Consider the following 23,099-nt stretch of genomic DNA (forward strand, 5'->3'; position numbering starts at 1 on the left):
ACCGCGCGCAGCCGCGACGTCCCCGTCCGCCCGGCCCGGCCTTCCTGACACACCGTCCGCCCGCCCCGTCCCCGTGCCATCCCATCCCGCACCACCCGGAGTACCACCACTCATGGCATCCCGTACTCGCCGTTCCGGGCCCGCGTCCCGAGCCCGTGGCGGCTCCAGGCGCCGGCGCCTGCCCATGCGTCTGTTGCTGCCCCTGCTCGTGCTCGTCGCGCTGGGGGCGATGCTCATGCTGCGCGGATACGTGCACAGCGAGATCCTCGCCGACCACCGGGTCAGACCGCCCGCCGCCACCGACCGGGTGCCGGAGAAGATCATGAGCGGCGGGCCCGTCATCGATGCCCGCGGCGGCCGCGCCGAGACCCTGCGTGTGCCCGACCACCAGCTGGTGCTCACCTTCGACGACGGCCCCGACCCGGTCTGGACGCCGAAAGTCCTGGACGTTCTGAAGGAGCACGACGCACACGCGGTCTTCTTCGTCACCGGCACCATGGCCTCGCGCTACCCCGACCTGGTCCGGCGCATGGTCGACGAAGGCCACGAGGTCGGTCTGCACACCTTCAACCACCCCGACCTGTCCTACCAGTCCACAAAGCGCATCGACTGGGAACTGTCCCAGAACCAGCTCGCCCTCTCGGGCGCGGCGGGCATCCGTACCTCGCTCTTCCGGCCGCCGTACTCCTCCTTCGCCGACGCCATGGACAACAAATCCTGGCCGGTGACCGAGTACATCGGCCGGCGCGGCTACATCACCGTCGTCAACAACACCGACAGCGAGGACTGGCGCAAGCCCGGCGTCGCCGAGATCGTCCGACGTGCCACGCCCCAGGGCGGCAAGGGCGCGATCGTCCTGATGCACGACTCCGGCGGCGACCGGCACCAGACCGTCGCGGCACTGGACCGCATGCTGCCCGACCTGCACGAGCGGGGCTACGAGTTCAGCAACCTCACCGAGGCCCTCGACGCCCCGAGCGCGCACTCCCGGGTCACCGGCCTCGACCGGTGGAAGGGCGCGGCGTGGATCTTCCTGGTCCAGGCCTCGGAGCAGCTCACCGACGGGCTGGTCATCGGACTCTCGATCGTCGGCACCCTCGTCATCGGCCGTTTCGTGCTGATGCTGCTGCTCTCCGGGGTGCACGCACGCCGGGTGCGCCGCCGCGGCTTCCGCTGGGGAGCGCCGATCACCGAACCGGTGTCGGTTCTCGTCCCGGCGTACAACGAGGCCAAGTGCATCGAGAACACGGTCCGTTCCCTCGCCGAGAGCGACCACCCCATCGAGGTCCTCGTCATCGACGACGGCTCCTCCGACGGCACGTCACGGATCGTGGAGGCCATGGGCCTGCCGAACGTCCGGGTCGTCCGCCAGCTCAACGCGGGCAAGCCGGCCGCGCTCAACCGCGGTGTGGCCAACGCCCGGTACGACCTGATCGTGATGATGGACGGCGACACGGTCTTCGAGCCGTCCACCGTGCGCGAACTGGTGCAGCCCTTCGGCGACCCGCGCGTGGGCGCGGTGGCGGGCAACGCCAAGGTCGGCAACAAGGACACCCTCATCGGCGCCTGGCAGCACATCGAATACGTGATGGGCTTCAACCTCGACCGCCGGATGTACGACGTACTGCGCTGCATGCCGACGATCCCCGGCGCGGTCGGAGCCTTCCGCCGCAGCGCGCTGGAACGGGTCGGCGGCATGAGCGACGACACGCTCGCCGAGGACACCGACATCACCATGGCCCTGCACCGCGACGGCTGGCGCGTGGTCTACGCGGAGAACGCCCGTGCCTGGACCGAGGCGCCGGAGACGGTCCAGCAGCTGTGGTCCCAGCGCTACCGCTGGTCCTACGGCACCATGCAGGCCATCTGGAAACACCGCCGGGCCCTGGTGGACAAGGGCCCCTCGGGCCGCTTCGGCCGCGTCGGCCTGCCGCTGGTGTCCCTCTTCATGGTCCTGGCGCCCCTGCTGGCCCCGCTGATCGACGTGTTCCTCGTCTACGGCCTCGTGTTCGGCCCCACCCAGAAGACGATCATGGCGTGGCTCGGCGTCCTGGCGATCCAGGCGGTCTGCGCGGCCTACGCGTTCCGGCTCGACCGCGAGCGCATGACCCATCTCGTCTCGCTGCCTCTGCAGCAGATCCTGTACCGCCAGCTGATGTACGTCGTACTGCTCCAGTCCTGGATCACCGCCCTCACCGGCGGCCGGCTGCGCTGGCAGAAGCTGCGGCGTACCGGTGTGGTCGACGCGCCCCGCGGCGGCCCCGTGCCGCGCCAGCGGTCCCAGAGCAGCTCCGAGCGGAGGCCGGTGGCATGACCCACGGAAACCCGATCCACACGTCATCGACGGCGTCCGGCATGCCGGGGGCGTCCTACGGCATGCCACAGCAGCGCAGGACGGACCCCGCCCCGGCGGGCGGAACCGCCACCGCGACCGCCCCCGCCGCGTCGGCGCGCCAGGGCGGCGGCCGTGACCGCTACCTCGACCTGCTGCGCTCGATCGCCCTGGTCCGTGTCGTCGTCTACCACCTGTTCGGCTGGGCGTGGCTGACGGTGCTGTTCCCGTCCATGGGCGTGATGTTCGCGCTGGCGGGCTCCCTGATGGCGCGCTCGTTGGACCGCCCGGCCCTCGGTGTGATCCGGGGCCGGATCCGCAGGCTCCTGCCCCCGCTCTGGGTGTTCGGCGTGGTGGTGCTGGCGATGATGTTCGCGGCCGGCTGGAATCCGCTGAAGGACCCGGACCACGGCGGCGCCTGGGGCCTGGTCGATCTGGCCAACTACTTCTTCCCCGTCGGCGCCCCGCCCTTCCCCTGGCACCTCGGAGCCAGGTCCGGCCTGCTGGAGGAGACCTGGGCGGTGCAGGCGGCCGGTCCACTGTGGTACCTGCGGGCCTACCTCTGGTTCGTCATCGCCTCCCCACTGCTGTTGTGGGCGTTCCGCCGGGCACCGTGGCCGACGCTGCTGGCGCCACTGGGCCTCACGGCGGTCGTCGGCACGGGCCTGGTGAAGATCCCCGGCGAGACGGGCAACGCGGTGACCGACTTCGCGGTCTACGGCGGCTGCTGGGTCCTGGGCTTCGCCCACCACGAGGGCCTGCTCAAGCGGATCCCCCGCTACCTGGCGATCTCCTGCGCGGCCCTGCTCATGGCCGTCGGCCTGTGGTGGGCCTCGGGGCATCTGGGCCCCGACGGCTGGGACCTCAACGACATCCCCCTGGCCCAGGCGGCCTGGTCCTTCGGCTTCGTGGTCGTACTCCTCCAGTACTCCCCGTCGTGGCGCGAACTCCCGGGCCGGCTGGCCAGGTGGGACAAGCTCGTGACCCTCTCCAACAACCGCGCCGTCACGATCTACCTCTGGCACAACCTCCTCATCATGGCCACGGTCCCGATCCTCGACCTGCTCTACGAGCTGCCGTTCCTCCAGAGCGACGGCGCGGTGTCCGCGCTGGACAGCACGTACACCCTCTGGATGTTCGCCCTGGTCTGGCCGCTGATCGGCGCGGCGATCCTCATGTTCGGCTGGGTCGAGGACATCGCGGCGAAGCGGTCGCCGCGGTGGTGGCCGAACGGGCGCGGCGGCAACAGCCGCAGGCGCCGGCGGTAGGGGGCGGGCCGGCCCGGGGAGGGCCCGTTCCCCGGCGTTCTGCCCGTGTGCAAAACTGCCCGAGTTGCGTCTGTGAACGGGTGGCCCGGGGGAGCGGTGGAATGAGCAAGCGGCAGACACAGAAGATGCTTCGGCTGATGGCGAGCGGGGAACCGGTCGAACTGACCAGCCCGATGGCGTCCGTGAAGAAGCTCGCCCGGCTGGCCTTCGTGGCCCAGCAGTTCGGCTACGAGTACGCCGACGTCCGCCAGAGCAGCGGCCGCAACGGCGCGCTCATCATGCTCCTCGTGCCCGACCCGAGCCCGCAGGCCCGGGCCCGGGCCGGGCAGAACTGGGCGCAGTATCCGAACGCTGCCGACGGCGTCTCCCTGCCGCCCCTCGTGCCGGACGCCTTCGAACTCCTCAAGGCCCGTATCAACTTCGACCTCACCGGCAAGAGCGCCGAGAAGCGCATGGGGTACGGGGCCCTGGGTGTGACCGTCGGCTGTGTGATCCTCGCCTTCCGTTCCGGGGGCCAGTCCACCGACTTCGTCGCGGCCGGTGTGGTGTGGCTGCTGCTCATGGCGGTCTTCGGCATCGGATTCCTGGTGACGCGCAAGCGCAACGCCAAGTTCGCGGCCCGGCTGCGGGCGGCGGGCTTCATGCCGGTGAACGACGAGACCGGGCGGCTGCGCTATCTGCCGCCGGGGGCGCAGCAGCCCGGGCAGGGCAACCCGTTCGCGGGTGGGCCGTACGGGGCCCCCGGCCAGGCGGGTCCGGCGATGGGGGCGCCGGCGGCCTACGGGCAGCAGACGCCCGGCCCGTACGCCCAGCCGGCACCCGGACCGTACCCGGGTCAGCCCGCACAGGCCCCGTACCCGGGTCAGCCCGCACAGGCCCCCTACGGAGGCCGGCCCGCGCAGGCTCCTCACGGAGCTCAGCCCGGCCAAGCCCCGTACCCCGGTCAGCCCGCGCCCGGCCCCTACCCCGGTCAGCCCGCGCAGGGCCCGTACCCGGGGCAGCCCGCGCCCGGCCCCTACGGTGGGCAGGCCCCGGGCCCCTACGCCCAGCCGTACCAGCAGCCCCACCCGCAGCAGAACCCCCACGGGCAGCCCCCGCAGTACTGAGCGGATCCCTCCCGGAACCTCTCATCCCGCCCGAGCCCGGGGTGAGAGCGAAGTTCCCTCGCGGTCACTCGGTGCCACACGACAGGAAACGCGTCCTCCCTACCTTCGGGATCAGTCAGTCGGAGTACGACAGAGCCCGGAGCACAGTGGAGGCGTCATGACAGGTCCTGGCACAGCACCCCCGAGCAAGGGCGGACGCTGGATCCGGCACTGGGACCCGGAGAACGAGACGTTCTGGAAGGAGACCGGGGAGAAGGTAGCCCGCCGCAACCTCTACTTCTCCGTGCTGTCCGAGCACATCGGTTTCTCGATCTGGACCCTGTGGTCCGTGCTGGTGCTGTTCATGGGCCCGGAGTACGGGCTCACCCCGGCCGACAAGTTCATGCTGACCTCGATGGTCACGCTGGTCGGCGCCGTCGTCCGCGTCCCCTACACCTTCGCCGTGGCGATCTTCGGCGGACGGAACTGGACGATCATCTCCGCGAGCCTCCTGCTGGTCCCGACGGTCGCCGCGTTCGCCGTGATGAAGCCGGGGACCTCCTTCTCCACGTTCCTGCTCGTGGGCCTGCTCGCCGGTGTCGGCGGCGGTAACTTCGCCTCCTCCATGACCAACATCAACGCCTTCTTCCCGCTGCGGAAGAAGGGCTGGGCTCTCGGCCTGAACGCGGGCGGCGGCAACATCGGCGTGCCGGTGATCCAGCTGGCCGCCCTCGCGATCATCGGCGCGAGCGGCGGGCCGCGGGTCCTGCTGGGGATCTACATCCCGCTCATCGTCCTCGCCGCCGTCATGGCCGCGGTCTTCATGGACAACCTCGAGAACGTGAAGAACGACACCGGTGCCGCCAAGGACGCCGCGCGCGACGGCCACACGTGGATCATGTCCGTGCTCTACATCGGCACCTTCGGCTCCTTCATCGGCTACAGCTTCGCCTTCGGCCAGGTCCTGCAGAACCAGTTCGGCCGGACCCCGCTCCAGGCCGCGTACGTCACCTTCCTCGGCCCGCTGCTCGGCTCCCTCATCCGGCCCGTCGGCGGCTGGCTCGCCGACCGCTACGGCGGCGCGCGGATCAGCCTGTGGAACTACGTCGGCATGGGCGCCGCGACGGCGGTCCTCATCGGCGCCTCGATGCAGAAGTCGCTGTCCCTGTTCACCGGGGCGTTCGTGGTGCTGTTCGTGCTCAGCGGGCTCGGCAACGGCTCGACGTTCAAGATGATCCCGGGCATCTTCCAGAACAAGGCCCTGGCCAAGGGGCTGGAGGGCGAGGAGGCCGCGGCGTACGGGCGGCGGCTGTCCGGGGCCTCCATGGGCCTGATCGGCGCGGTGGGCGCGCTCGGCGGTGTCGGCATCAACCTCGCCTTCCGCCAGTCCTTCCTCTCCTACGGTTCGGGCACCGGGGCGTTCGTCGCCTTCCTCGCCTTCTACGCGGTCTGCTTCGTGGTCACATGGGCCGTATACCTTCGCCGTACGGCTCCCCGGGTACCCGTCAGCACGACGGCCTCGGAGGCGAAGCCGCAGCTCAGCTACGCCGAGGTGTGACGTAACACCAGCGACATCACGCCGATCCGAGCCTGTCACGAGCCGTTGACAGGCTCGATCGGCATGTAGGTACGCCGTACCCACGAAGTACGACGACTGGATGCGGGACGAGAGCCATGTACGAAGAACAGCGACCGGACCACGGGCCCCTGGCGGGTTTCACCGTGGGTGTGACGGCCGCGCGCCGGGCCGACGAGCTCGGGGTGCTGCTGCAGCGACGCGGTGCCGCCGTCCTGCACGCCCCCGCCCTGCGGATCGTGCCGCTCGCCGACGACAGCGAGCTGCTGGCCGCGACGAAGGACATCATCGAGCGGGCGCCGGACATCGCCGTGGCCACCACCGCGATCGGCTTCCGGGGCTGGGTCGAGGCCGCCGACGGCTGGGGGCTGGGGGAGGAGTTGCTGTCGCGGCTGGGCGGCGTACGGATCATGGCGCGCGGGCCGAAGGTCAAGGGCGCGGTCAGGGCGGCCGGGCTGACCGAGGAGTGGTCGCCGTCGTCGGAGTCCATGGCGGAGGTGCTGGACCGGCTCCTGGAGGAGGGGGTCGAGGGGCTGCGGATCGCGATCCAGCTGCACGGTGAGCCGCTGCCCGGGTTCGTGGAGGCGCTGCGGGAGGGCGGTGCCGAGGTGGTCGGGGTGCCCGTCTACCGCTGGATGCCGCCGGAGGACATCACCCCGGTCGACCGTCTGCTGGACGCCACGGTCGCCCGGGCCCTGGACGCGGTCACCTTCACCAGTGCCCCGGCCGCCGCCTCCCTGCTCTCCCGGGCGAAGGACCGCGGACTGCTCGACGAGGTGCTGGCGGCTCTGAGCCACGACGTCCTGCCGGCCTGCGTGGGCCCGGTCACGGCGCTGCCATTGCAGTCCAGCGGCATCGACACGATCCAGCCCGAACGCTTCCGGCTCGGCCCTCTGGTGCAGCTGCTGTGCCAGGAACTGCCCGGGCGGGCCCGCTCGCTGCCCGTCGCCGGGCACCGCGTGGAGATCCGCGGCCACGCCGTCGTGGTCGACGGTGATCTCAAGCCCGTCCCGCCCGCCGGCATGGCCCTCCTGCGTGCCCTCTCCCGGCGCCCCGGCTGGGTCGTCGCCCGCGCGGACCTGCTGCGGGCCCTTCCCGGCTCCGGCCGCGACGAACACGCGGTGGAGACCGCCATGGCCCGTCTGCGCACGGCCCTCGGCACACCGAAGCTGATCCAGACGGTGGTCAAGCGGGGCTACCGCCTGGCCCTGGACCCGAGCGCGGAGACGAAGTACGCGGACGCGTGAGCTGGTCCGAGGTGAAGTACGCGGACGCGTGAGCCGGTCCGAGGTAAGTACGCGGACGCGTGAGCCGGTCCGAGGTGAAGTACGCGGAGGCGTGAGCCGGTCCGGAGACGAAGTGCACGCACGCGTGAGCCGGTCCGGAGGTTGAGCCGGAATCCGCCTCTGCCGGAACGAACTGCCGGCGGGACGCCTCGCGGTGGTCCGGCGGGACCCGGCAGGAGCGCGGCGGCCTGCTCCGGTCGCGGCCCGGTCGCGTGGCGCGGTCGGGACACCCGTCGCGTCGGCGTGTGCGCGGGGGGTTTCCGGAGTCGTGGCGGGCAGGCACTGTAGGGGGGAGCGGTCCACCGGCCCACTCACCGGCGTCTCACCGAAGCCCTCGCGACCGGGGTGAACCCCTAGGCGGTGACAGGCACATGGCACTGAGTACGGCCACGCCCAACGAGCTGCGCTTCGACACCGGGCGGATCTGCCTGGACCTGCTGACCACCACGCACCCCGAGGAACGGCTCGACTCCGTGGACGTGCTGCGCGCCTGGATCACCGGCTCCGCGCTCGTCCCGGCCGACACCGCCCTGGCCCACGCCGACACCGGCTGGCTGCTCGCCTTCCGTGAACTGCGCGCCCAGGTCGACCGGTTGGTGCGCTGCCGGCCGAGACCCGGAGTCGCGACGTACGACCTGGCCCTCGCCCGCGTGAACGACCTGGCCCGCACCGCGCCTCCGGCACCCCGCGCGGTCCGCGGCGAGGACGGCCGGCTGCTGCGGCGGCTGGACGGCCCGCCCGGCTGCGCCGCCCTGCTCGCGGCCGTCGCCCGGGACGCCGTGGACCTGCTGACCGACCCCGTCGCCCGCGCGGCCCTGCGCCAGTGCGAAGGGGACAACTGCCCCATCGTGTACCTCGACACCTCCCGCGGACGCAGGAGGCGCTGGTGCTCCAGCGAGGTCTGCGGGAACCGCGAACGTGTCGCCCGGCATCGCCGCCGCGCGGCACTCGCCCGCGCCTGAAACGGAATTGAGTGGTCCGTGCACTCAATTTCCCTGTCCTAAATGCCACTTCTGCGTCCGCGTCGGCGAAGTGATTTCGCTTACATACCGTTTACCTACGCCACCGTAGGGAAGGCCTGGCTTGATCTGGTCGATGTGGCGGAAATGTAAAGAACGCGGGGTGGGAATGTGACCCCATGTCCCGCTCGTGACGTCATCTTGAAGAAATCTGTCGGGTCTCTTTGAACGCCCAACCGCTCGCATCCGTACGGCATGTGGAGCGACCGACTGGGGGAACCCCCGGACATCGGAGGTGGGCGTGCGCAAGGATTCCGTCGTGGCCAATGAACGAGCACCGAGGGCCCGACATCGCATGTCCCAGCCCTCGGAACCCGATGAGGAGCTGATGCGTGCGCTCTATCGCGAACACGCCGGACCCCTGCTGGCATACGTCCTGCGCCTGGTCGCCGGAGACCGGCAGCGCGCCGAGGACGTCGTGCAGGAGACGCTCATCCGTGCCTGGAAGAACGCCGGTCAGCTCAACAGAGCGACCGGATCGGTACGCCCCTGGCTGGTGACGGTCGCCCGGCGCATCGTCATCGACGGCCACCGCAGCCGGCAGGCCCGGCCGCAGGAGGTCGACCCGTCGCCGCTGGAGGTCATCCCCGCGGAGGACGAGATCGACAAGGCGCTGTGGCTGATGACTCTCTCGGACGCACTCGACGACCTGACCCCCGCCCACCGGGAGGTGCTCGTCGAGACGTACTTCAAGGGGCGTACCGTCAATGAGGCGGCCGAGACCCTGGGCATACCCAGCGGCACCGTCCGCTCCAGGGTGTTCTACGCCCTGCGTTCGATGAAGCTGGCACTGGAGGAGCGGGGGGTGACGGCGTGATGAGTGTTTACGGGGGTAACCAGGGGTTCGGTACGGGAGGCATGGGTATGTCTGGTCCCATGCAGGAATCTCCGGTGCCGAACGAGCACGAGACCGTCGGCGCCTACGCCCTCGGCATCCTCGACGACGCCGAAGCAACCGCGTTCGAGGCCCACCTCGCCACCTGCGAATGGTGCGCCCAGCAGCTCGACGAACTGGCCGGCATGGAGCCGATGCTCGCCGCCCTCGCCGATCTGCCCGGCTCCGGCAGCACACCCGCCATCGGCGACTCGCTGTCCGCGAAGCCCAGGCCGCGCCTGGTGGAGAAGCTGGTCGACGAGGTCGCCGACCGCCGCGCGCAGAAGCGCCGCCGCAGCTTCTACATGGTGGCCGCGGCCGGTGCGCTGATCATCGGCGGCCCCTTCGTCGCGGTCGCGACGAACGGCGGCGACGGCGGCAGCGGCGGCGCCGAGAACCGCCCGCTCGCGGCGAGCCCCGCGAAGGCCGCCTTCGAGGGCATCTCCGACAAGATCACCGCCACCGACCCGAACACCAAGGTCTCCGCGACGGTCGCCGTGCAGAAGAAGGACTGGGGCACGGGCGCGGTCCTGGAGCTGAAGAACGTCAAGGGCCCGCTGAAGTGCGCCCTCGTCGCGGTCGGAAAGAACGGCGAGCGCGAGACCCTGGCCTCCTGGTCCGTCCCGGAGTGGGGCTACGGCATCCCGGACGCCGAGACGGACAAGGCCAAGGAACCCCTCTACGTCCAGGGCGGCGCCGCGTTCGACCCGAACCAGATCGACCACTTCGAGGTCGTGGAGTTCGACGGCAAGCGCCTGGTCGAGGTCGACGCATAGGGCTGTCCGGCCGCCCGGCAGGAGCCATTGGGGCAACAGGTCCCGCGCCTGCCCGCCAGCCCGTAGCTTCCAGGGGTCCCCTTCGCGTACGGTTGACGGCTGCCCAGCACGTCAGAAGGGGGCCCGGTGGCCGCTCAGGCTCACAGACAAGGCGCGGTCGGTTCGGTGCACGACTCGGTTCGTGACCGGGAGATCGACGTCGAACAGGAACACCTGGACCGGGTGTACCGGCGCCTCGAGGAGAAGATCCACGAGGCGGAGTTCCTCATGCAGGACGCGGCCCGGCGCGGCCAGGTCGGCACCCCCGGCGCACTCGCCGAACGGGACGCCCAGGTCTTCCGCGCGGGCATCCACCTCAACCGGCTCAACAACGAGTTCGAGGACTTCCTCTTCGGGCGTATCGACCTGCTGACCGGCAAGGACGGCAAAAAGGGCCCCGACGGGGCGTACACCGCCGTCGAGCCGGCGGAGGGCGCCGTACGCCCCGACAACACCGCCGACATCGCCGAGACCCTGCACATCGGCCGCATCGGCGTCCTCGACCAGGACTACACGCCGCTGGTCATCGACTGGCGGGCCCCGGCCGCCGCCCCCTTCTACCGATCCACCCCGGTCGACCCCGGCCGGGTCGTCCGGCGCCGCGTCATCCGCTCCAAGGGCCGCCAGGTGCTGGGCGTCGAGGACGACCTGATGCGCCCCGAGCTCACGGCGTACCTCCACGGCGACGAGCTGCCCGTCATCGGCGACGGCGCCCTGATGGCCGCGCTCGGCCAGGCCCGCAGCCACACCATGCGCGACATCGTCGCCTCCATCCAGGCCGAGCAGGACCTGGTCATCCGCGCCCCCGCCGCCTCCGTGACCTATGTGGAGGGCGGTCCCGGCACCGGCAAGACCGCCGTCGCCCTGCACCGCGCCGCCTACCTCCTCTACCAGGACCGGCGCCGCTACGCGGGCGGCATCCTCATCGTCTCCCCGACCCCGCTGCTCGTGGCCTACACCGAGGGCGTGCTGCCCTCTCTGGGCGAGGAGGGCCAGGTCGCCATCCGCGCCATCGGCTCCCTGGTCGAGGGCAGCGAGGCCACGCTCTACGACTCGCCGTCCGTGGCCCGCGCCAAGGGCTCCTCCCGCATGCTCAAGGTGCTGCGCAAGGCCGCGCGTGGCGCCCTGGAGCTGAACGACCCTCCGGCCCGGCTGCGCGTGGTCGCCTTCGGACGCCGCCTGGAGCTGGAGGCCCGGGAACTGGACGGCATCCGCCGCTCCGCCCTCGGCGGCACGGCCCCCGTGAACCTGCTGCGCCCGCGCGCCCGCAAGCTCCTCCTGGACGCCCTGTGGGAGCAGTCCGGCGCGGCCGGCCGGCACTCCGACCCCGAACTCGCGGCCGAGCTGCGCTCCTCCTTCGACGAGGACATCACCTCCGAGGACGTCTTCATCGCCTTCCTCGACGCCTGGTGGCCGGAGCTGACCCCGGCCTCCGTCCTGGACGCCATGGCCGACGAACGGCGCCTGGGCCGCTGGGCCCGGCGGATCCTCAACCCCGGCGAGGTCCGCAAGGTCGCCCGCTCGCTCAGGCGCGAGGGCCGCACGGTGCACGACATCGCCCTGCTCGACGAGCTCCTGGCCGTCCTCGGCGCCCCGGCCCGTCCCCGCAAGAAGCGCGAACTCGACCCGCTCGACCAGCTCACCGGCCTGGAGGAGCTGATGCCGGTGCGCGAGGAGTCGCAGCGCGAGCGCGCCGAACGCCTCGCACAGGAACGCGTCGAGTACGCCCACGTCATCGTGGACGAGGCCCAGGACCTCACCCCGATGCAGTGGCGCATGGTCGGCCGCCGCGGCCGGCACGCCACCTGGACGGTCGTCGGGGACCCGGCCCAGTCCTCCTGGTCCGACCCGGACGAGGCGGCCGAGGCCCGCGACGAGGCGCTCGGCACCCGCCCGCGCCGCCGCTTCGAACTCACGGTCAACTACCGCAACCCGGCCGAGATCGCCGAGCTCGCCTCCAAGGTCCTCGCCCTCGCCATGCCCGGTTCCGTGTCGCCGAAGGCGGTCCGCTCCACCGGCGTCGAACCCCGCTTCACGGTCGTCGAGGACACCCTGGCCGCCACCGTCCGCGACGAGGCGGCGCGGCTTCTGGAGCGCGTCGACGGCACGGTCGGCGTGGTCGTCGCCATGCAGCGCCGCGAGGAGGCCCGCCGCTGGCTGGCCGGACTCGGCGACCGGGTCGTGGCCCTCGGCAGCCTGGAGGCCAAGGGCCTGGAGTACGACGCGACGGTCGTGGTCTCCCCGGCCGAGATCGCCGACGAGTCCCCGGCCGGACTGCGCGTCCTCTACGTCGCGCTGACCCGGGCCACCCAGCAGCTCACCGTCGTCTCGGCCGGCCGGGACGAGCCCGACGCGGCGGGAGTTCCGGATCTCCTCAGGGACTGAGGCCCGATACCCACTTACCGGCGAAATGAACTACCGGTACGGGAATGGCCTTACGGGATCTGTTTGTTAGCCTGGATGTGGCACCGGCCCGATCCAAGCCCCCGGGCCCAACCTTCGTCGCTACGAGCGACCACTTGCCGCGAGGCGAGCATGGCGGGTCGGTGCCACCTACTTGAGAAGAGACCCACGTCCACGTGACGTGGGTCTCTTTTACTGCGGCCCACCCGGCTCTTCCGCGTGCTTTCCGCGCCCTTTCCGCGAACAAAACGTTCGCAATCGAGGGCGGCTACCTGCTACTCAGCGGTAGGTGCGACGATCGGACGGCACAACTCAGGCTCAGGTGAAAGCAGAGGAAGTCGGCCATGGCAACGGCGCCCAGCGTCTCCTACTCGATGACGGTCCGGCTGGAGGTGCCCGCGAGCGGAACCGCCGTCTCGCAGCTCACCACTGCCGTGGAGTCCTCCGGAGGCTCGGTGACCGGCCTCGACGTCACCGCTTCCGGTCACGAGAAGCTCCGTATCGACGTCACCATCGCGGCGACGTCGACCGCGCACGCCGACGAGATCGTGGAGGAACTCCGCGGCATCGAGGGCGTCACCCTGGGCAAGGTCTCGGACCGGACCTTCCTCATGCACCTCGGCGGCAAGATCGAGATGGCGTCCAAGCATCCCATCCGCAACCGTGACGACCTGTCCATGGTCTACACCCCGGGCGTGGCCCGCGTGTGCATGGCGATCGCCGAGAACCCCGAGGACGCCCGCCGCCTCACCATCAAGCGCAACTCCGTTGCGGTCGTGACGGACGGCTCCGCCGTGCTGGGCCTGGGCAACATCGGCCCCAAGGCCGCGCTGCCCGTCATGGAGGGCAAGGCGGCCCTCTTCAAGCGCTTCGCCGGCATCGACGCCTGGCCGATCTGTCTCGACACCCAGGACACCGACGCGATCGTCGAGATCGTCAAGGCGATCGCCCCGGGCTTCGCGGGCATCAACCTCGAGGACATCTCCGCCCCGCGCTGCTTCGAGATCGAGGCCCGGCTGCGCGAGGCCCTCGACATCCCCGTCTTCCACGACGACCAGCACGGCACCGCGATCGTCGTCCTCGCCGCCCTGACGAACGCGCTGCGTGTCACCGGCAAGGCGATCGAGAACATCCGCGTCGTCATGTCCGGCGCCGGCGCCGCCGGTACGGCCATCCTGAAGCTGCTGCTCGCCGCGGGCGTCAAGAACGCCGTCGTCGCCGACATCCACGGTGTCGTGCACGCGGGCCGCGAGGACCTGGTGGACGCCGCCCCCGACTCGGCGCTGCGCTGGATCGCCGACAACACCAACCCCGAGGGCCTCACCGGCACCCTCAAGGAGGCCGTGCGCGGCGCCGACGTCTTCATCGGCGTCTCGGCCCCGAACGTCCTCGACGGCGACGACGTGGCCGCCATGGCCGAGGGCGCCATCGTGTTCGCGCTTGCGAACCCGGACCCCGAGGTGGACCCGGCAATCGCACGCCAGACCGCGGCCGTTGTCGCCACCGGCCGCTCGGACTTCCCGAACCAGATCAACAACGTGCTGGTCTTCCCGGGTGTCTTCCGCGGTCTGCTGGACGCGCAGTCCCGCACGGTCAACACCGAGATGATGCTGGCCGCCGCGACCGCCCTCGCGGACGTGGTGACCGAGGACGAGCTGAACCCGAACTACATCATTCCGAGCGTCTTCAACGACAAGGTCGCGGGCGCGGTCGCCGGTGCCGTGCGGGAGGCCGCGAAGGCGGCCGGTGCGACGGTGGGCAGCCCGTCCGGCGTCTGAGGCGGAGGCCGGGCCGGGCCCCTCGGGACCCGGCCCCCGGACTGTGAGTAACCCCACGGCCGCTGGGAACCCGGCGCGTCGCAAGAACCCTGTCAGCAGCGCAGCTATCGTGGCGCAAGGCTCAGGCCCTCTTTTCGTGTGACTCCCCAAGGGTGTTCTCACGACTCCTGCGGGTGCCGGATTGGCTTTCCCGCCGCAGGTAGGGGCAGGATGCGTCTCTGGGCGCGAGGGTCTGACGACGGACCCGGGTCCGGGGACTCATCGAGGACCCTGGCAGCATCGGCTTCGATCTGACGCCTCAACGGCAAGATGAACACGGGAGTAAGAACATGAACCGCAGTGAGCTGGTGGCCGCGCTGGCCGACCGCGCCGAGGTGACTCGCAAGGACGCCGACGCCGTGCTGGCCGCGTTCGCCGACGTCGTCGGCGACATCGTCTCCAAGGGCGACGAGAAGGTCACCATCCCCGGCTTCCTGACCTTCGAGCGCACCCACCGTGCCGCTCGCACCGCCCGCAACCCGCAGACCGGCGAGCCCATCCAGATCCCCGCCGGTTACAGCGTGAAGGTCTCCGCGGGCTCGAAGCTCAAGGAAGCGGCCAAGGGTAAGTAAGCGGCCCGTCGCGTGCGCCGTGGGCAACTGCGGGCCGCCTGTGGCCGGTCGCGCAGTTCCCCGCGCCCCTTAGGGGCGCACCACGCAGAGCCGCATGAAATGCCGAGGGGCGGCCACCTGAATCAGGTGGCCGCCCCTCGGCGTGTACGGTCCGGGACCACCCGAGCGGCCGACCGGACGGGCGCGGCCGCAGGGGCGGGATCAGCGCGGGATCAGCCCAGTGCCTTGCCCGGCAGCTCGACCTTCGCGCCCAGCTCGACGAGTTTCTCCATGCTGTGCTTGCCCGGGGGGCGACCCCCGGACCCCCAGCCGGACGGCCGTGGCCGGAAGGCCGGGATCAGCGCGGGATCAGCCCAGTGCCTTGCCCGGCAGCTCGACCTTCGCGCCCAGCTCGACGAGTTTCTCCATGAAGTTCTCGTAGCCGCGGTTGATCAGGCCGATGCCGTGGACGCGGGACGTGCCCTGGGCCGCGAGGGCCGCGATCAGGTACGAGAAGCCGCCGCGGAGGTCGGGGATGACCAGGTCCGCGCCCTGCAGCTTGGTCGGGCCCGAGACGACGGCCGAGTGCAGGAAGTTGCGCTGGCCGAAGCGGCAGTTCGAGCCGCCCAGGCACTCGCGGTAGAGCTGGATGTGCGCGCCCATCTGGTTCAGGGCGGACGTGAAGCCGAGGCGGGACTCGTAGACCGTCTCGTGGATGATCGACAGGCCCGTGGCCTGGGTCAGGGCCACGACCAGCGGCTGCTGCCAGTCCGTCTGGAAACCGGGGTGCACGTCCGTCTCCAGCGCGATGGACTTCAGCTGGCCGCCGGGGTGCCAGAAGCGGATGCCCTCGTCGTCGATCTCGAAGGCACCGCCCACCTTCCGGTAGGTGTTCAGGAACGTCATCATCGAGCGCTGCTGCGCGCCGCGGACGACGATGTCGCCCTCGGTCGCCAGCGCCGCCGACGCCCAGGACGCGGCCTCCAGGCGGTCCGGGAGGGCGCGGTGGTTGTAGCCGCCGAGCTGGTCCACACCGGTGATGCGGATCGTCCGGTCGGTGTCCATCGCGATGATCGCGCCCATCTTCTGCAGCACGCAGATGAGGTCCTCGATCTCCGGCTCGACGGCCGCGTTGGACAGCTCCGTGACGCCCTCCGCCAGGACGGCCGTCAGCAGCACCTGCTCGGTCGCGCCGACGGACGGGTACGGCAGCGCGATCTTCGTACCGCGCAGCCGCCGGGGCGCCTCCAGGTACTGGCCGTCGTCCCGCTTCTCGATCTTCGCGCCGAACTGCCGCAGCACCTCGAAGTGGAAGTCGATGGGCCGGCCGCCGATGTCGCAGCCGCCGAGACCGGGGATGAACGCATGGCCGAGACGGTGCAGCAGCGGGCCGCAGAACAGGATCGGGATACGGCTCGAACCGGCGTGGGCATCGATGTCAGCGACGTTCGCGCTCTCCACGCGCGTCGGGTCCATCACCAGTTCGCCGGGCTCGTCACCCGGACGGACCGTCACACCGTGCAGCTGCAGCAGACCCCGCACGACGCGGACGTCGCGGATGTCAGGAACGTTGCGCAGCCGGCTCGGAGCGCTGCCCAGCAGCGCTGCGACCATGGCCTTCGGTACGAGGTTCTTCGCACCGCGGACACGGATCTCGCCCTCCAGCGGGGTTCCGCCGTGGACAAGCAGGACATCGTCGTTGACGGTCATGAATCTCGCGTTCCATGGAGTCGGGCAGGGGCCAGAAGGGAAAGGGTAATCGCCCACCACCCCCCTTCTGTAAGCCTGAGTGAGACCCAGCCACGTCACCGCTCTGTCACAACACGAACCGTTGACTGCCGGGCACATGGGGTCACCGCCGGTTTCGTGCGCGTGGAACGCTTCGGTGCGCCCTGAGCTGCGGCCCCCTCCCCGTGCCCCATTGCCTCCCCACGCACGGGGAGAATGCGGGATCATGTCTGCCATGACCGAGGTGTCCTCGCTCACAGGGCGGTTGCTCGTGGCCACCCCCGCCCTGGCGGACCCGAACTTCGACCGTGCGGTGGTGCTGCTCCTCGACCACGACGAGGAGGGCTCGCTCGGCGTCGTCCTCAACCGCCCCACCCCGGTGGACGTGGGGGACATCCTGGAGGGCTGGGGGGACCTCGCCGTGGAACCGGGTGTCGTGTTCCAGGGCGGCCCGGTCTCACTGGACTCCGCCCTCGGGGTCGCGGTCGTCCCCGGCGGCGCCTCCGGCGAGGCCGCCCCGCTGGGCTGGCGCCGGGTGCACGGCGCGATCGGCCTGGTCGATCTGGAGGCCCCGCCGGAGCTGCTGGCCTCCGCCCTCGGCTCGCTGCGCATCTTCGCCGGGTACGCCGGCTGGGGGCCGGGCCAGCTGGAGGACGAGCTGACGGACGGTGCCTGGTACGTGGTCGAGTCGGAGCCCGGTGACGTCTCGTGCCCGTCTCCCGAGCGGCTCTGGCGCGAGGTGCTGCGCCGCCAGCGCAGCGAGCTGGCGATGGTGGCGACGTACCCGGACGACCCGTCGCTCAACTGATGCGTGTGGGCTTCAGTACCCTTGGCCCTATGAGCACTCTCGAGCCCGAGCGCGGGACTGGTACGGGGACCCTCGTTGAGCCGACGCCGCAGACCTCCCACGGTGACGGTGACCACGAGCGCTTCGCCCATTACGTCCAGAAGGACAAGATCATGGCGAGCGCCCTCGACGGCACCCCCGTCGTGGCGTTGTGCGGCAAGGTCTGGGTACCGGGCCGCGACCCGAAGAAGTACCCCGTGTGTCCCATGTGCAAGGAGATCTACGAGTCCATGAGCTCCGGGGACGAGGGCAAGGGCGACGAGTAGGCCCGGCCCGCGGGCGTGAGGCCCCCAGGGTGCGTTTCGCGCGCCCCGGGGGCTTTTGTACTGTCCGGGCGTTGCGCAGGATGCGTCCGCCGGTCACAGAGTGGTTGAGACCTCTTGTGGGCGTGTTCATGAAGTCCCTAGCCTCCGATGTGTTGTGCACAGCGAAACCCCCATTGCGCATGTTGCAACACTCTCTCGGAGGATCACTTCATGAAGCCGTCCGTCCGTTGCGCCGGGCTCACCGCCCTCGCCGCCCTCCTGGCCACCGCCTGCGCGCCCCAGACCTCCTCGAACTCCTCCTCCGGCAAGGACGAGAAGACCGGCACACTGCGCGTGTGGCTCTTCCAGGAGGTCGGCAACGCCCCCAAGGAGAAGGTCGTCGACTCCGTCGTCGCCGGGTTCGAGAAAGCCCACGAGGGCACGAAGGTCAAGGTCGAGTACATCCCGGTCGAGACCCGCGCCCAGCGCGTCAAGGCCGCCTTCAACGACCCCCGCTCCGCACCCGACGTGATCGAGTACGGCAACACCGACACGGCCGGCTATGTGAAGGACGGCGGACTCCTCGACGTCACGAAGGAGTTCGGCGACTGGAGCGAGGCGAAGGACACCGACCCGACGGCGAAACAGTCGGTGACGGTGGACGGCAGGCTCTACGGCGCCCCGTTCTACGTCGGGGTCCGCGCCCTGTACTACCGCACGGACGTGTTCGAGGAGCTCGGCCTGTCCGCCCCGAGGACGATGGACGAACTCGCCTCCACCGCACGGAAGATACGCGCCGCGAAACCCGAGCTGTACGGGCTGGCGGTCGGCGGCGCCTACACCTACGGCGCGATGCCGTTCGTATGGGCCAACGGCGGTGAACTCGCCAACGGCAAGGGCGGCTCGTACGCGTCCGGCATCGACAGCCCGGAGGCCCGCAAGGGCATCGAGGCGTACACGTCCCTCTTCGGTGACGACAACTGCCCGGCCGCCAAGTGCGCGGGCATGGGCGGCAACGACACGGTCAGCGCCTTCGCCGCCGGCAAGGCCGGCATGGCGATCGGCGGCGACTTCAGCCACACCGCCGTCGAGGCCGGGAAGGTCAAGGGCAAGTACGCCGTCGTCCCCCTGCCGGGGGTGAAGTCCGGTTCGATCGCTCCCGCCTTCGCGGGCGGCAACAACATCGGCGTCCTGAAGAGCACCTCGCACCGCACACTCGCCGTGCAGCTGATGGAGCGGCTCGCCTCGAAGAAGACACAGAGCGAACTCTTCGACGCGATGGGCTTCCTGCCGACCTTCACGGACGTCCGGACGCAGGCCGCGGCGAAGGAGCCCTTCGTGAAGCCCTTCGTGCGGACCCTCTCCGCCGGAACCAGGTTCGTCCCCGCCTCACCCGCCTGGGCCCGGATCGACTCCTCCCTCGTCCTGCCGACGATGTTCCAGGAGGTCGTCAGCGGCAAGAAGGACGTCACGAAGGCCTCCGAGGACGCCGCCAAGAAGATGAACTCCGCGTTCGGCTCCGCCGGGTGAGCCCGGTGAACGACCGCACGGATCCCGAAGGGGCCGGCCCGGCCGGGGCCGGGCCGGCAGGCACCCTGCGCCGCAAGGAACGTTCCGCGGGCCCGCCCGGCCTTGCCGCGGAGCACCTTCCGGCCGCGCGCACGCCCTCCGACGGCCGGGCCCGGCGCTCCGGGCCACCGGGTGCGCGCCGGAGCGGGGCGGGCAGGTCCGGGCGGGTCACCGGCGGCTGGACCCCCTGGCTGTATCTCGCGCCCGCGCTCCTCGTGCTCGGCGGACTGCTCGGCTACCCGATCTGGCAACTCGGCCTGATCTCCTTCTTCCGGTACACCCAGGCCCAGGTCAGCGGCGGTGAGCCGACCACCTTCGAGGGGTTCGGCAACTACACCGCGCTGTTCGGGGACCCGCAGTTCTGGCAGGTGCTGCTCGCCACCGTGCTGTTCGCGACGGCCTGTGTCGTCTCCACACTCGCCGTCGGCTGCGCCCTGGCCGTACTCCTCACCCACGTCCGGGCGCTGCCGCGGCTCGCCCTGATGCTGGCCGCCCTCGGCGCGTGGGCGACCCCGGCCGTCACCGGCTCCACGGTGTGGCTGTTCCTCTTCGACCCGGACTTCGGCCCGGTCAACCGGATGCTGGGTCTCGGCGACCACGCGTGGACCTACGGCCGCCTCAGCGCCTTCTTCCTGGTGCTGCTCGAAGTGGTGTGGTGCTCCTTCCCGTTCGTGATGGTGACCGTCTACGCGGGGATCCGCGCCGTACCCGCCGAAGTGCTGGAGGCCGCCTGTCTGGACGGCGCCTCGCAGTGGCGCGTCTGGCGCTCGGTGCTCGCCCCGATGCTCCGGCCGATCCTGGTCGTCGTCACCATCCAGTCGGTCATCTGGGACTTCAAGGTCTTCACCCAGATCTACGTCATGACGAACGGCGGCGGCATCGCCGGCCAGAACCTGGTCCTGAACGTCTACGCCTACCAGCAGGCCTTCGCGTCCTCGCAGTACGGCCTCGGCTCCGCGATCGGCGTCGTGATGCTGCTGATCCTGCTCGCCGTCACGCTGGTCTACCTGCGGCTGCTGCGCCGGCAGGGGGAGGAACTGTGAATCCGCTGCGCGTCCGTGTCCGCCGCCCGGGCCGACTGGCCGCCGAGGCCGGTGCCCTGCTGATCGCGGCCGTCGTCGCCTTTCCCCTGTACTGGATGGTGCTCAGCGCCTTCAAACCGGCCGGGGAGATCGAGTCGAGCGAACCCCGGCCCTGGACGCTCGCGCCCTCCCTGGATTCCTTCCGGCGTGTCTTCGGGCAGCAGGAATTCGGCCGCTACTTCCTCAACAGCCTCGTCGTCGCGGGCTGTGTCGTGATCGCCTCCGGGCTGATCGCGTTTCTCGCCGCGACCGCCGTCACACGATTCCGCTTCCGCCTCCGGACCACCCTTCTGATCATGTTTCTGGTGGCCCAGACGGTGCCCGTGGAAGCCCTGACCATCCCCCTCTTCTTCCTCATGCGGGACGCCGGTCAGCTGAACACGCTGGGCTCGCTGATCCTGCCCCACATCGCCTTCTCGCTGCCCTTCGCGATCTGGATGCTGCGGGGGTTCGTGAAAGCCGTTCCGGAGGCGCTGGAGGAGGCCGCGTACATCGACGGGGCGAGCCGGGCACGATTCCTCTGGCAGATCCTTTTCCCGCTCGTCCTGCCGGGTCTCGTGGCCACCAGCGTGTTCTCGTTCATCTCGGCCTGGAACGACTTCCTGTTCGCCAAGTCGTTCATCATCAGCGACACCTCGCAGTCGACGCTGCCGATGGCCCTGCTCGTCTTCTACAAGCCCGACGACCCGGACTGGGGCGGCGTGATGGCGGCGTCCACGGTGATGACGATTCCGGTACTGATCTTCTTCGTACTCGTGCAGCGACGGCTGGTGTCGGGGCTGGGCGGGGCGGTCAAGGACTGAAAGGCCTGATCATCCATGGATCTCATTCCGCTGCCTCACCGGATCGAGCCGGCCGAGGGCTTTCTCGAACTCGGCGACGACTTCGGGATCGAGGCCGGGCCGGGCACCGAGGACACGGCGCGATGGCTGCGCGCGACGCTCGGCGCGGCGACCGGGCTCGCGCTGCCGCCCAGGAAGGGGGACGAGTACGACGTCCTCCATCTCTCCGTCCGGCCCGGCCTCGACGCCGAGGCCTACCGCCTGGTCGTCGCCCCCCATGGCGTGCATGTCCAGGGAGGCTCGCCCGCCGGTGTCTTCTGGGGCGTCCAGACGATGCGGCAGCTTCTCGGCCCCGACGCCTTCCGGCGCGCACCCTTGCCCGGCCGTACATGGCGGCTGCCCCTGACCGAGATCCGGGACGCCCCCCGATTCCGCTGGCGCGGCCTGATGCTCGACGTCGCCCGGCACTTCACGCCCAAGGAAGGGGTGCTGCGGCACCTCGATCTGATGGCGGCACACAAACTCAACGTCTTCCACTTCCATCTGACGGACGACCAGGGCTGGCGCATCGAGATCGAGCGGCATCCGCGGCTGACCGAGATCGGCTCCTGGCGCGCCCGCACGAAAACCGGCCACCGAGCCTCGCCGTTGTGGGAGGACAAGCCGCACGGCGGCTACTACACCCAGGACGACATCCGCGAGATCGTCGCCTACGCCACCGAGCGGCATATCACCGTCGTCCCCGAAATCGACGTACCCGGCCACTCGCAGGCCGCCATCGCCGCATACCCGGAACTCGGCAACACCGACGTCATCGACACCACCGCCCTCTCCGTATGGGACACCTGGGGAATCAACCCGAACGTACTCGCCCCCACCGACAACACCCTGCGCTTCTACGAGGGCGTCTTCGAGGAAGTGCTCCGGTTGTTCCCCTCGGAGTTCGTGCACATCGGCGGCGACGAATGCCCCAAGGACCAGTGGCGCCGCTCGGAGACGGCCCAGGCGCGCATCAGGGAACTCGGGCTCGCGGACGAGGACGGGCTCCAGTCCTGGTTCATCGGCCACTTCGACACCTGGCTCGCCGCGCGCGGACGGCGGCTGATCGGCTGGGACGAGATCCTGGAGGGCGGTCTGGCGAAGGGCGCGGCCGTCTCGTCCTGGCGCGGCTACGCCGGCGGCATCGCCGCCGCCCGGGCCGGCCACGACGTGGTCATGTGCCCCGAACAGCACGTGTACCTGGACCACCGTCAGGACCCGGGCCCCGAGGAGCCGGTACCGATCGGGTGGGTGCGCACCCTGGAGGACGTCTACCGGTTCGAGCCCGTTCCACCCGAGTTGACGCCCGAGGAGGCCCGGCACGTGCTGGGCACGCAGGCCAACCTGTGGACCGAGGTGATGGAGGACCAGGCGCGCGTGGACTACCAGGCCTTCCCCCGCCTCGCGGCCTTCGCCGAAGTCGCCTGGAGCGCCCTGCCCGCCCCGGCGGAACGGGATTTCGCCGAGTTCCAGCGCCGGATGACCGCGCACTACCGGCGGCTCGACGCCCTGGGCGTCGCCTACCGGCCCCCGACGGGCCCGCTGCCCTGGCAGCGACGCCCGGGGGTGCTGGGCCGCCCGATCGACGGCCCGCCGGCCGGCCGGTAGCCCCGACGGCTTCGACCGAACAGCTCGAACAGGCCACGGAAAAAGCGCACAAGGGTCACCGAAAGTGCCAACCGGCATGCACTGGTGAACCTGGTCGAAAACGGGCCATCTCGCCGGTGAGGTGGGCGAATGCCTCCTAGTGGACCCGTGTCTTCGGCTCTCGCCAAGATGTG

Annotated in this window: 18 protein-coding genes; 17 read left to right on the forward strand and 1 reads right to left on the reverse strand. The window is 70.5% G+C overall.

The features are described 5' to 3' along the window. The first annotated feature begins 112 nt into the window (after positions 1 to 112). The 11 genes from ACFCXS_RS07050 (at position 113) to ACFCXS_RS07100 (ending at position 15,047) form a co-directional block, all read left to right on the forward strand. Positions 113 to 2,314 (forward strand): glycosyltransferase, encoded by a 2,202-nt coding sequence (locus ACFCXS_RS07050; RefSeq protein ID WP_376642035.1) that lies wholly within the window; start codon positions 113 to 115, stop codon positions 2,312 to 2,314. Beyond that, a complete protein-coding gene (locus ACFCXS_RS07055; RefSeq protein ID WP_376642036.1) occupies positions 2,311 to 3,600 on the forward strand; it encodes an acyltransferase in 1,290 nt (429 codons plus the stop codon). The genes ACFCXS_RS07050 and ACFCXS_RS07055 overlap by 4 nt, the downstream gene beginning before the upstream one ends. 101 nt (positions 3,601 to 3,701) lie before the next feature. Continuing rightward, the gene (locus ACFCXS_RS07060) at positions 3,702 to 4,706 is read left to right on the forward strand and encodes a hypothetical protein (RefSeq protein ID WP_376642037.1); all 1,005 of its coding nucleotides are present in this window, start codon (positions 3,702 to 3,704) and stop codon (positions 4,704 to 4,706) included. 157 nt (positions 4,707 to 4,863) lie between these two features. Then, a complete protein-coding gene (locus ACFCXS_RS07065; RefSeq protein WP_376642038.1) occupies positions 4,864 to 6,243 on the forward strand; it encodes a nitrate/nitrite transporter in 1,380 nt (459 codons plus the stop codon). Positions 6,244 to 6,359: 116 nt separating this feature from the next. Further along, complete coding sequence (locus tag ACFCXS_RS07070) at positions 6,360 to 7,508, forward strand: uroporphyrinogen-III synthase (protein WP_376642039.1); 1,149 nt, start codon at positions 6,360 to 6,362, stop codon at positions 7,506 to 7,508. Between the two features lie 410 nt (positions 7,509 to 7,918). Beyond that, positions 7,919 to 8,509 (forward strand): CGNR zinc finger domain-containing protein, encoded by a 591-nt coding sequence (locus ACFCXS_RS07075; protein ID WP_376642040.1) that lies wholly within the window; start codon positions 7,919 to 7,921, stop codon positions 8,507 to 8,509. Positions 8,510 to 8,861: 352 nt separating this feature from the next. After that, entirely contained in the window at positions 8,862 to 9,383 is a 522-nt protein-coding gene (locus ACFCXS_RS07080) for a sigma-70 family RNA polymerase sigma factor (protein ID WP_010039908.1), read from the forward strand. Further along, positions 9,383 to 10,216, forward strand: coding sequence for an anti-sigma factor family protein (locus ACFCXS_RS07085; protein WP_376642041.1), 834 nt, complete (start codon positions 9,383 to 9,385; stop codon positions 10,214 to 10,216). The genes ACFCXS_RS07080 and ACFCXS_RS07085 overlap by 1 nt, the downstream gene beginning before the upstream one ends. A 126-nt stretch (positions 10,217 to 10,342) precedes the next feature. Continuing rightward, positions 10,343 to 12,640, forward strand: coding sequence for a HelD family protein (locus tag ACFCXS_RS07090; protein WP_376642042.1), 2,298 nt, complete (start codon positions 10,343 to 10,345; stop codon positions 12,638 to 12,640). Between the two features lie 362 nt (positions 12,641 to 13,002). After that, positions 13,003 to 14,436 carry an NAD-dependent malic enzyme gene (locus tag ACFCXS_RS07095; RefSeq protein ID WP_376642043.1) on the forward strand — a complete coding sequence of 478 codons (1,434 nt, stop codon included), beginning with the start codon at positions 13,003 to 13,005 and terminating at the stop codon, positions 14,434 to 14,436. A gap of 329 nt (positions 14,437 to 14,765) precedes the next feature. Continuing rightward, complete coding sequence (locus tag ACFCXS_RS07100) at positions 14,766 to 15,047, forward strand: HU family DNA-binding protein (protein ID WP_003990598.1); 282 nt, start codon at positions 14,766 to 14,768, stop codon at positions 15,045 to 15,047. Positions 15,048 to 15,395: 348 nt separating this feature from the next. On the opposite strand, the gene murA is transcribed toward ACFCXS_RS07100, so the two are convergent. Further along, positions 15,396 to 16,736, reverse strand: coding sequence for a UDP-N-acetylglucosamine 1-carboxyvinyltransferase (gene murA, locus ACFCXS_RS07105; RefSeq protein ID WP_376642044.1), 1,341 nt, complete (start codon positions 16,734 to 16,736; stop codon positions 15,396 to 15,398). 253 nt (positions 16,737 to 16,989) lie between these two features. Between murA and ACFCXS_RS07110 the strand changes: the two genes are divergently transcribed. The 6 genes from ACFCXS_RS07110 to ACFCXS_RS07135 all read left to right on the forward strand — a co-directional run bounded on the left by ACFCXS_RS07110 (position 16,990) and on the right by ACFCXS_RS07135 (position 22,926). Then, a complete protein-coding gene (locus ACFCXS_RS07110; protein ID WP_376642406.1) occupies positions 16,990 to 17,562 on the forward strand; it encodes a YqgE/AlgH family protein in 573 nt (190 codons plus the stop codon). A gap of 29 nt (positions 17,563 to 17,591) precedes the next feature. Beyond that, the gene (locus ACFCXS_RS07115; RefSeq protein ID WP_376642045.1) at positions 17,592 to 17,867 is read left to right on the forward strand and encodes a DUF3039 domain-containing protein; all 276 of its coding nucleotides are present in this window, start codon (positions 17,592 to 17,594) and stop codon (positions 17,865 to 17,867) included. Positions 17,868 to 18,077: 210 nt separating this feature from the next. After that, complete coding sequence (locus ACFCXS_RS07120) at positions 18,078 to 19,376, forward strand: extracellular solute-binding protein (RefSeq protein WP_376642046.1); 1,299 nt, start codon at positions 18,078 to 18,080, stop codon at positions 19,374 to 19,376. 65 nt (positions 19,377 to 19,441) lie between these two features. After that, positions 19,442 to 20,458 carry a carbohydrate ABC transporter permease gene (locus ACFCXS_RS07125; protein ID WP_376642407.1) on the forward strand — a complete coding sequence of 339 codons (1,017 nt, stop codon included), beginning with the start codon at positions 19,442 to 19,444 and terminating at the stop codon, positions 20,456 to 20,458. After that, on the forward strand, positions 20,455 to 21,300 hold the full coding sequence (locus ACFCXS_RS07130; protein ID WP_376642047.1) for a carbohydrate ABC transporter permease: 846 nt from the start codon (positions 20,455 to 20,457) through the stop codon (positions 21,298 to 21,300). Before ACFCXS_RS07125 ends, ACFCXS_RS07130 begins: the two co-directional genes overlap by 4 nt. A gap of 15 nt (positions 21,301 to 21,315) precedes the next feature. Then, positions 21,316 to 22,926, forward strand: a complete 1,611-nt coding sequence (locus tag ACFCXS_RS07135) for a beta-N-acetylhexosaminidase (protein WP_376642048.1) — start codon at positions 21,316 to 21,318, stop codon at positions 22,924 to 22,926. Positions 22,927 to 23,099 lie beyond the last annotated feature (173 nt).

Source organism: Streptomyces sp. NPDC056373 (assembly GCF_042262425.1).
Taxonomy (GTDB): Bacteria; Actinomycetota; Actinomycetes; order Streptomycetales; family Streptomycetaceae; genus Streptomyces.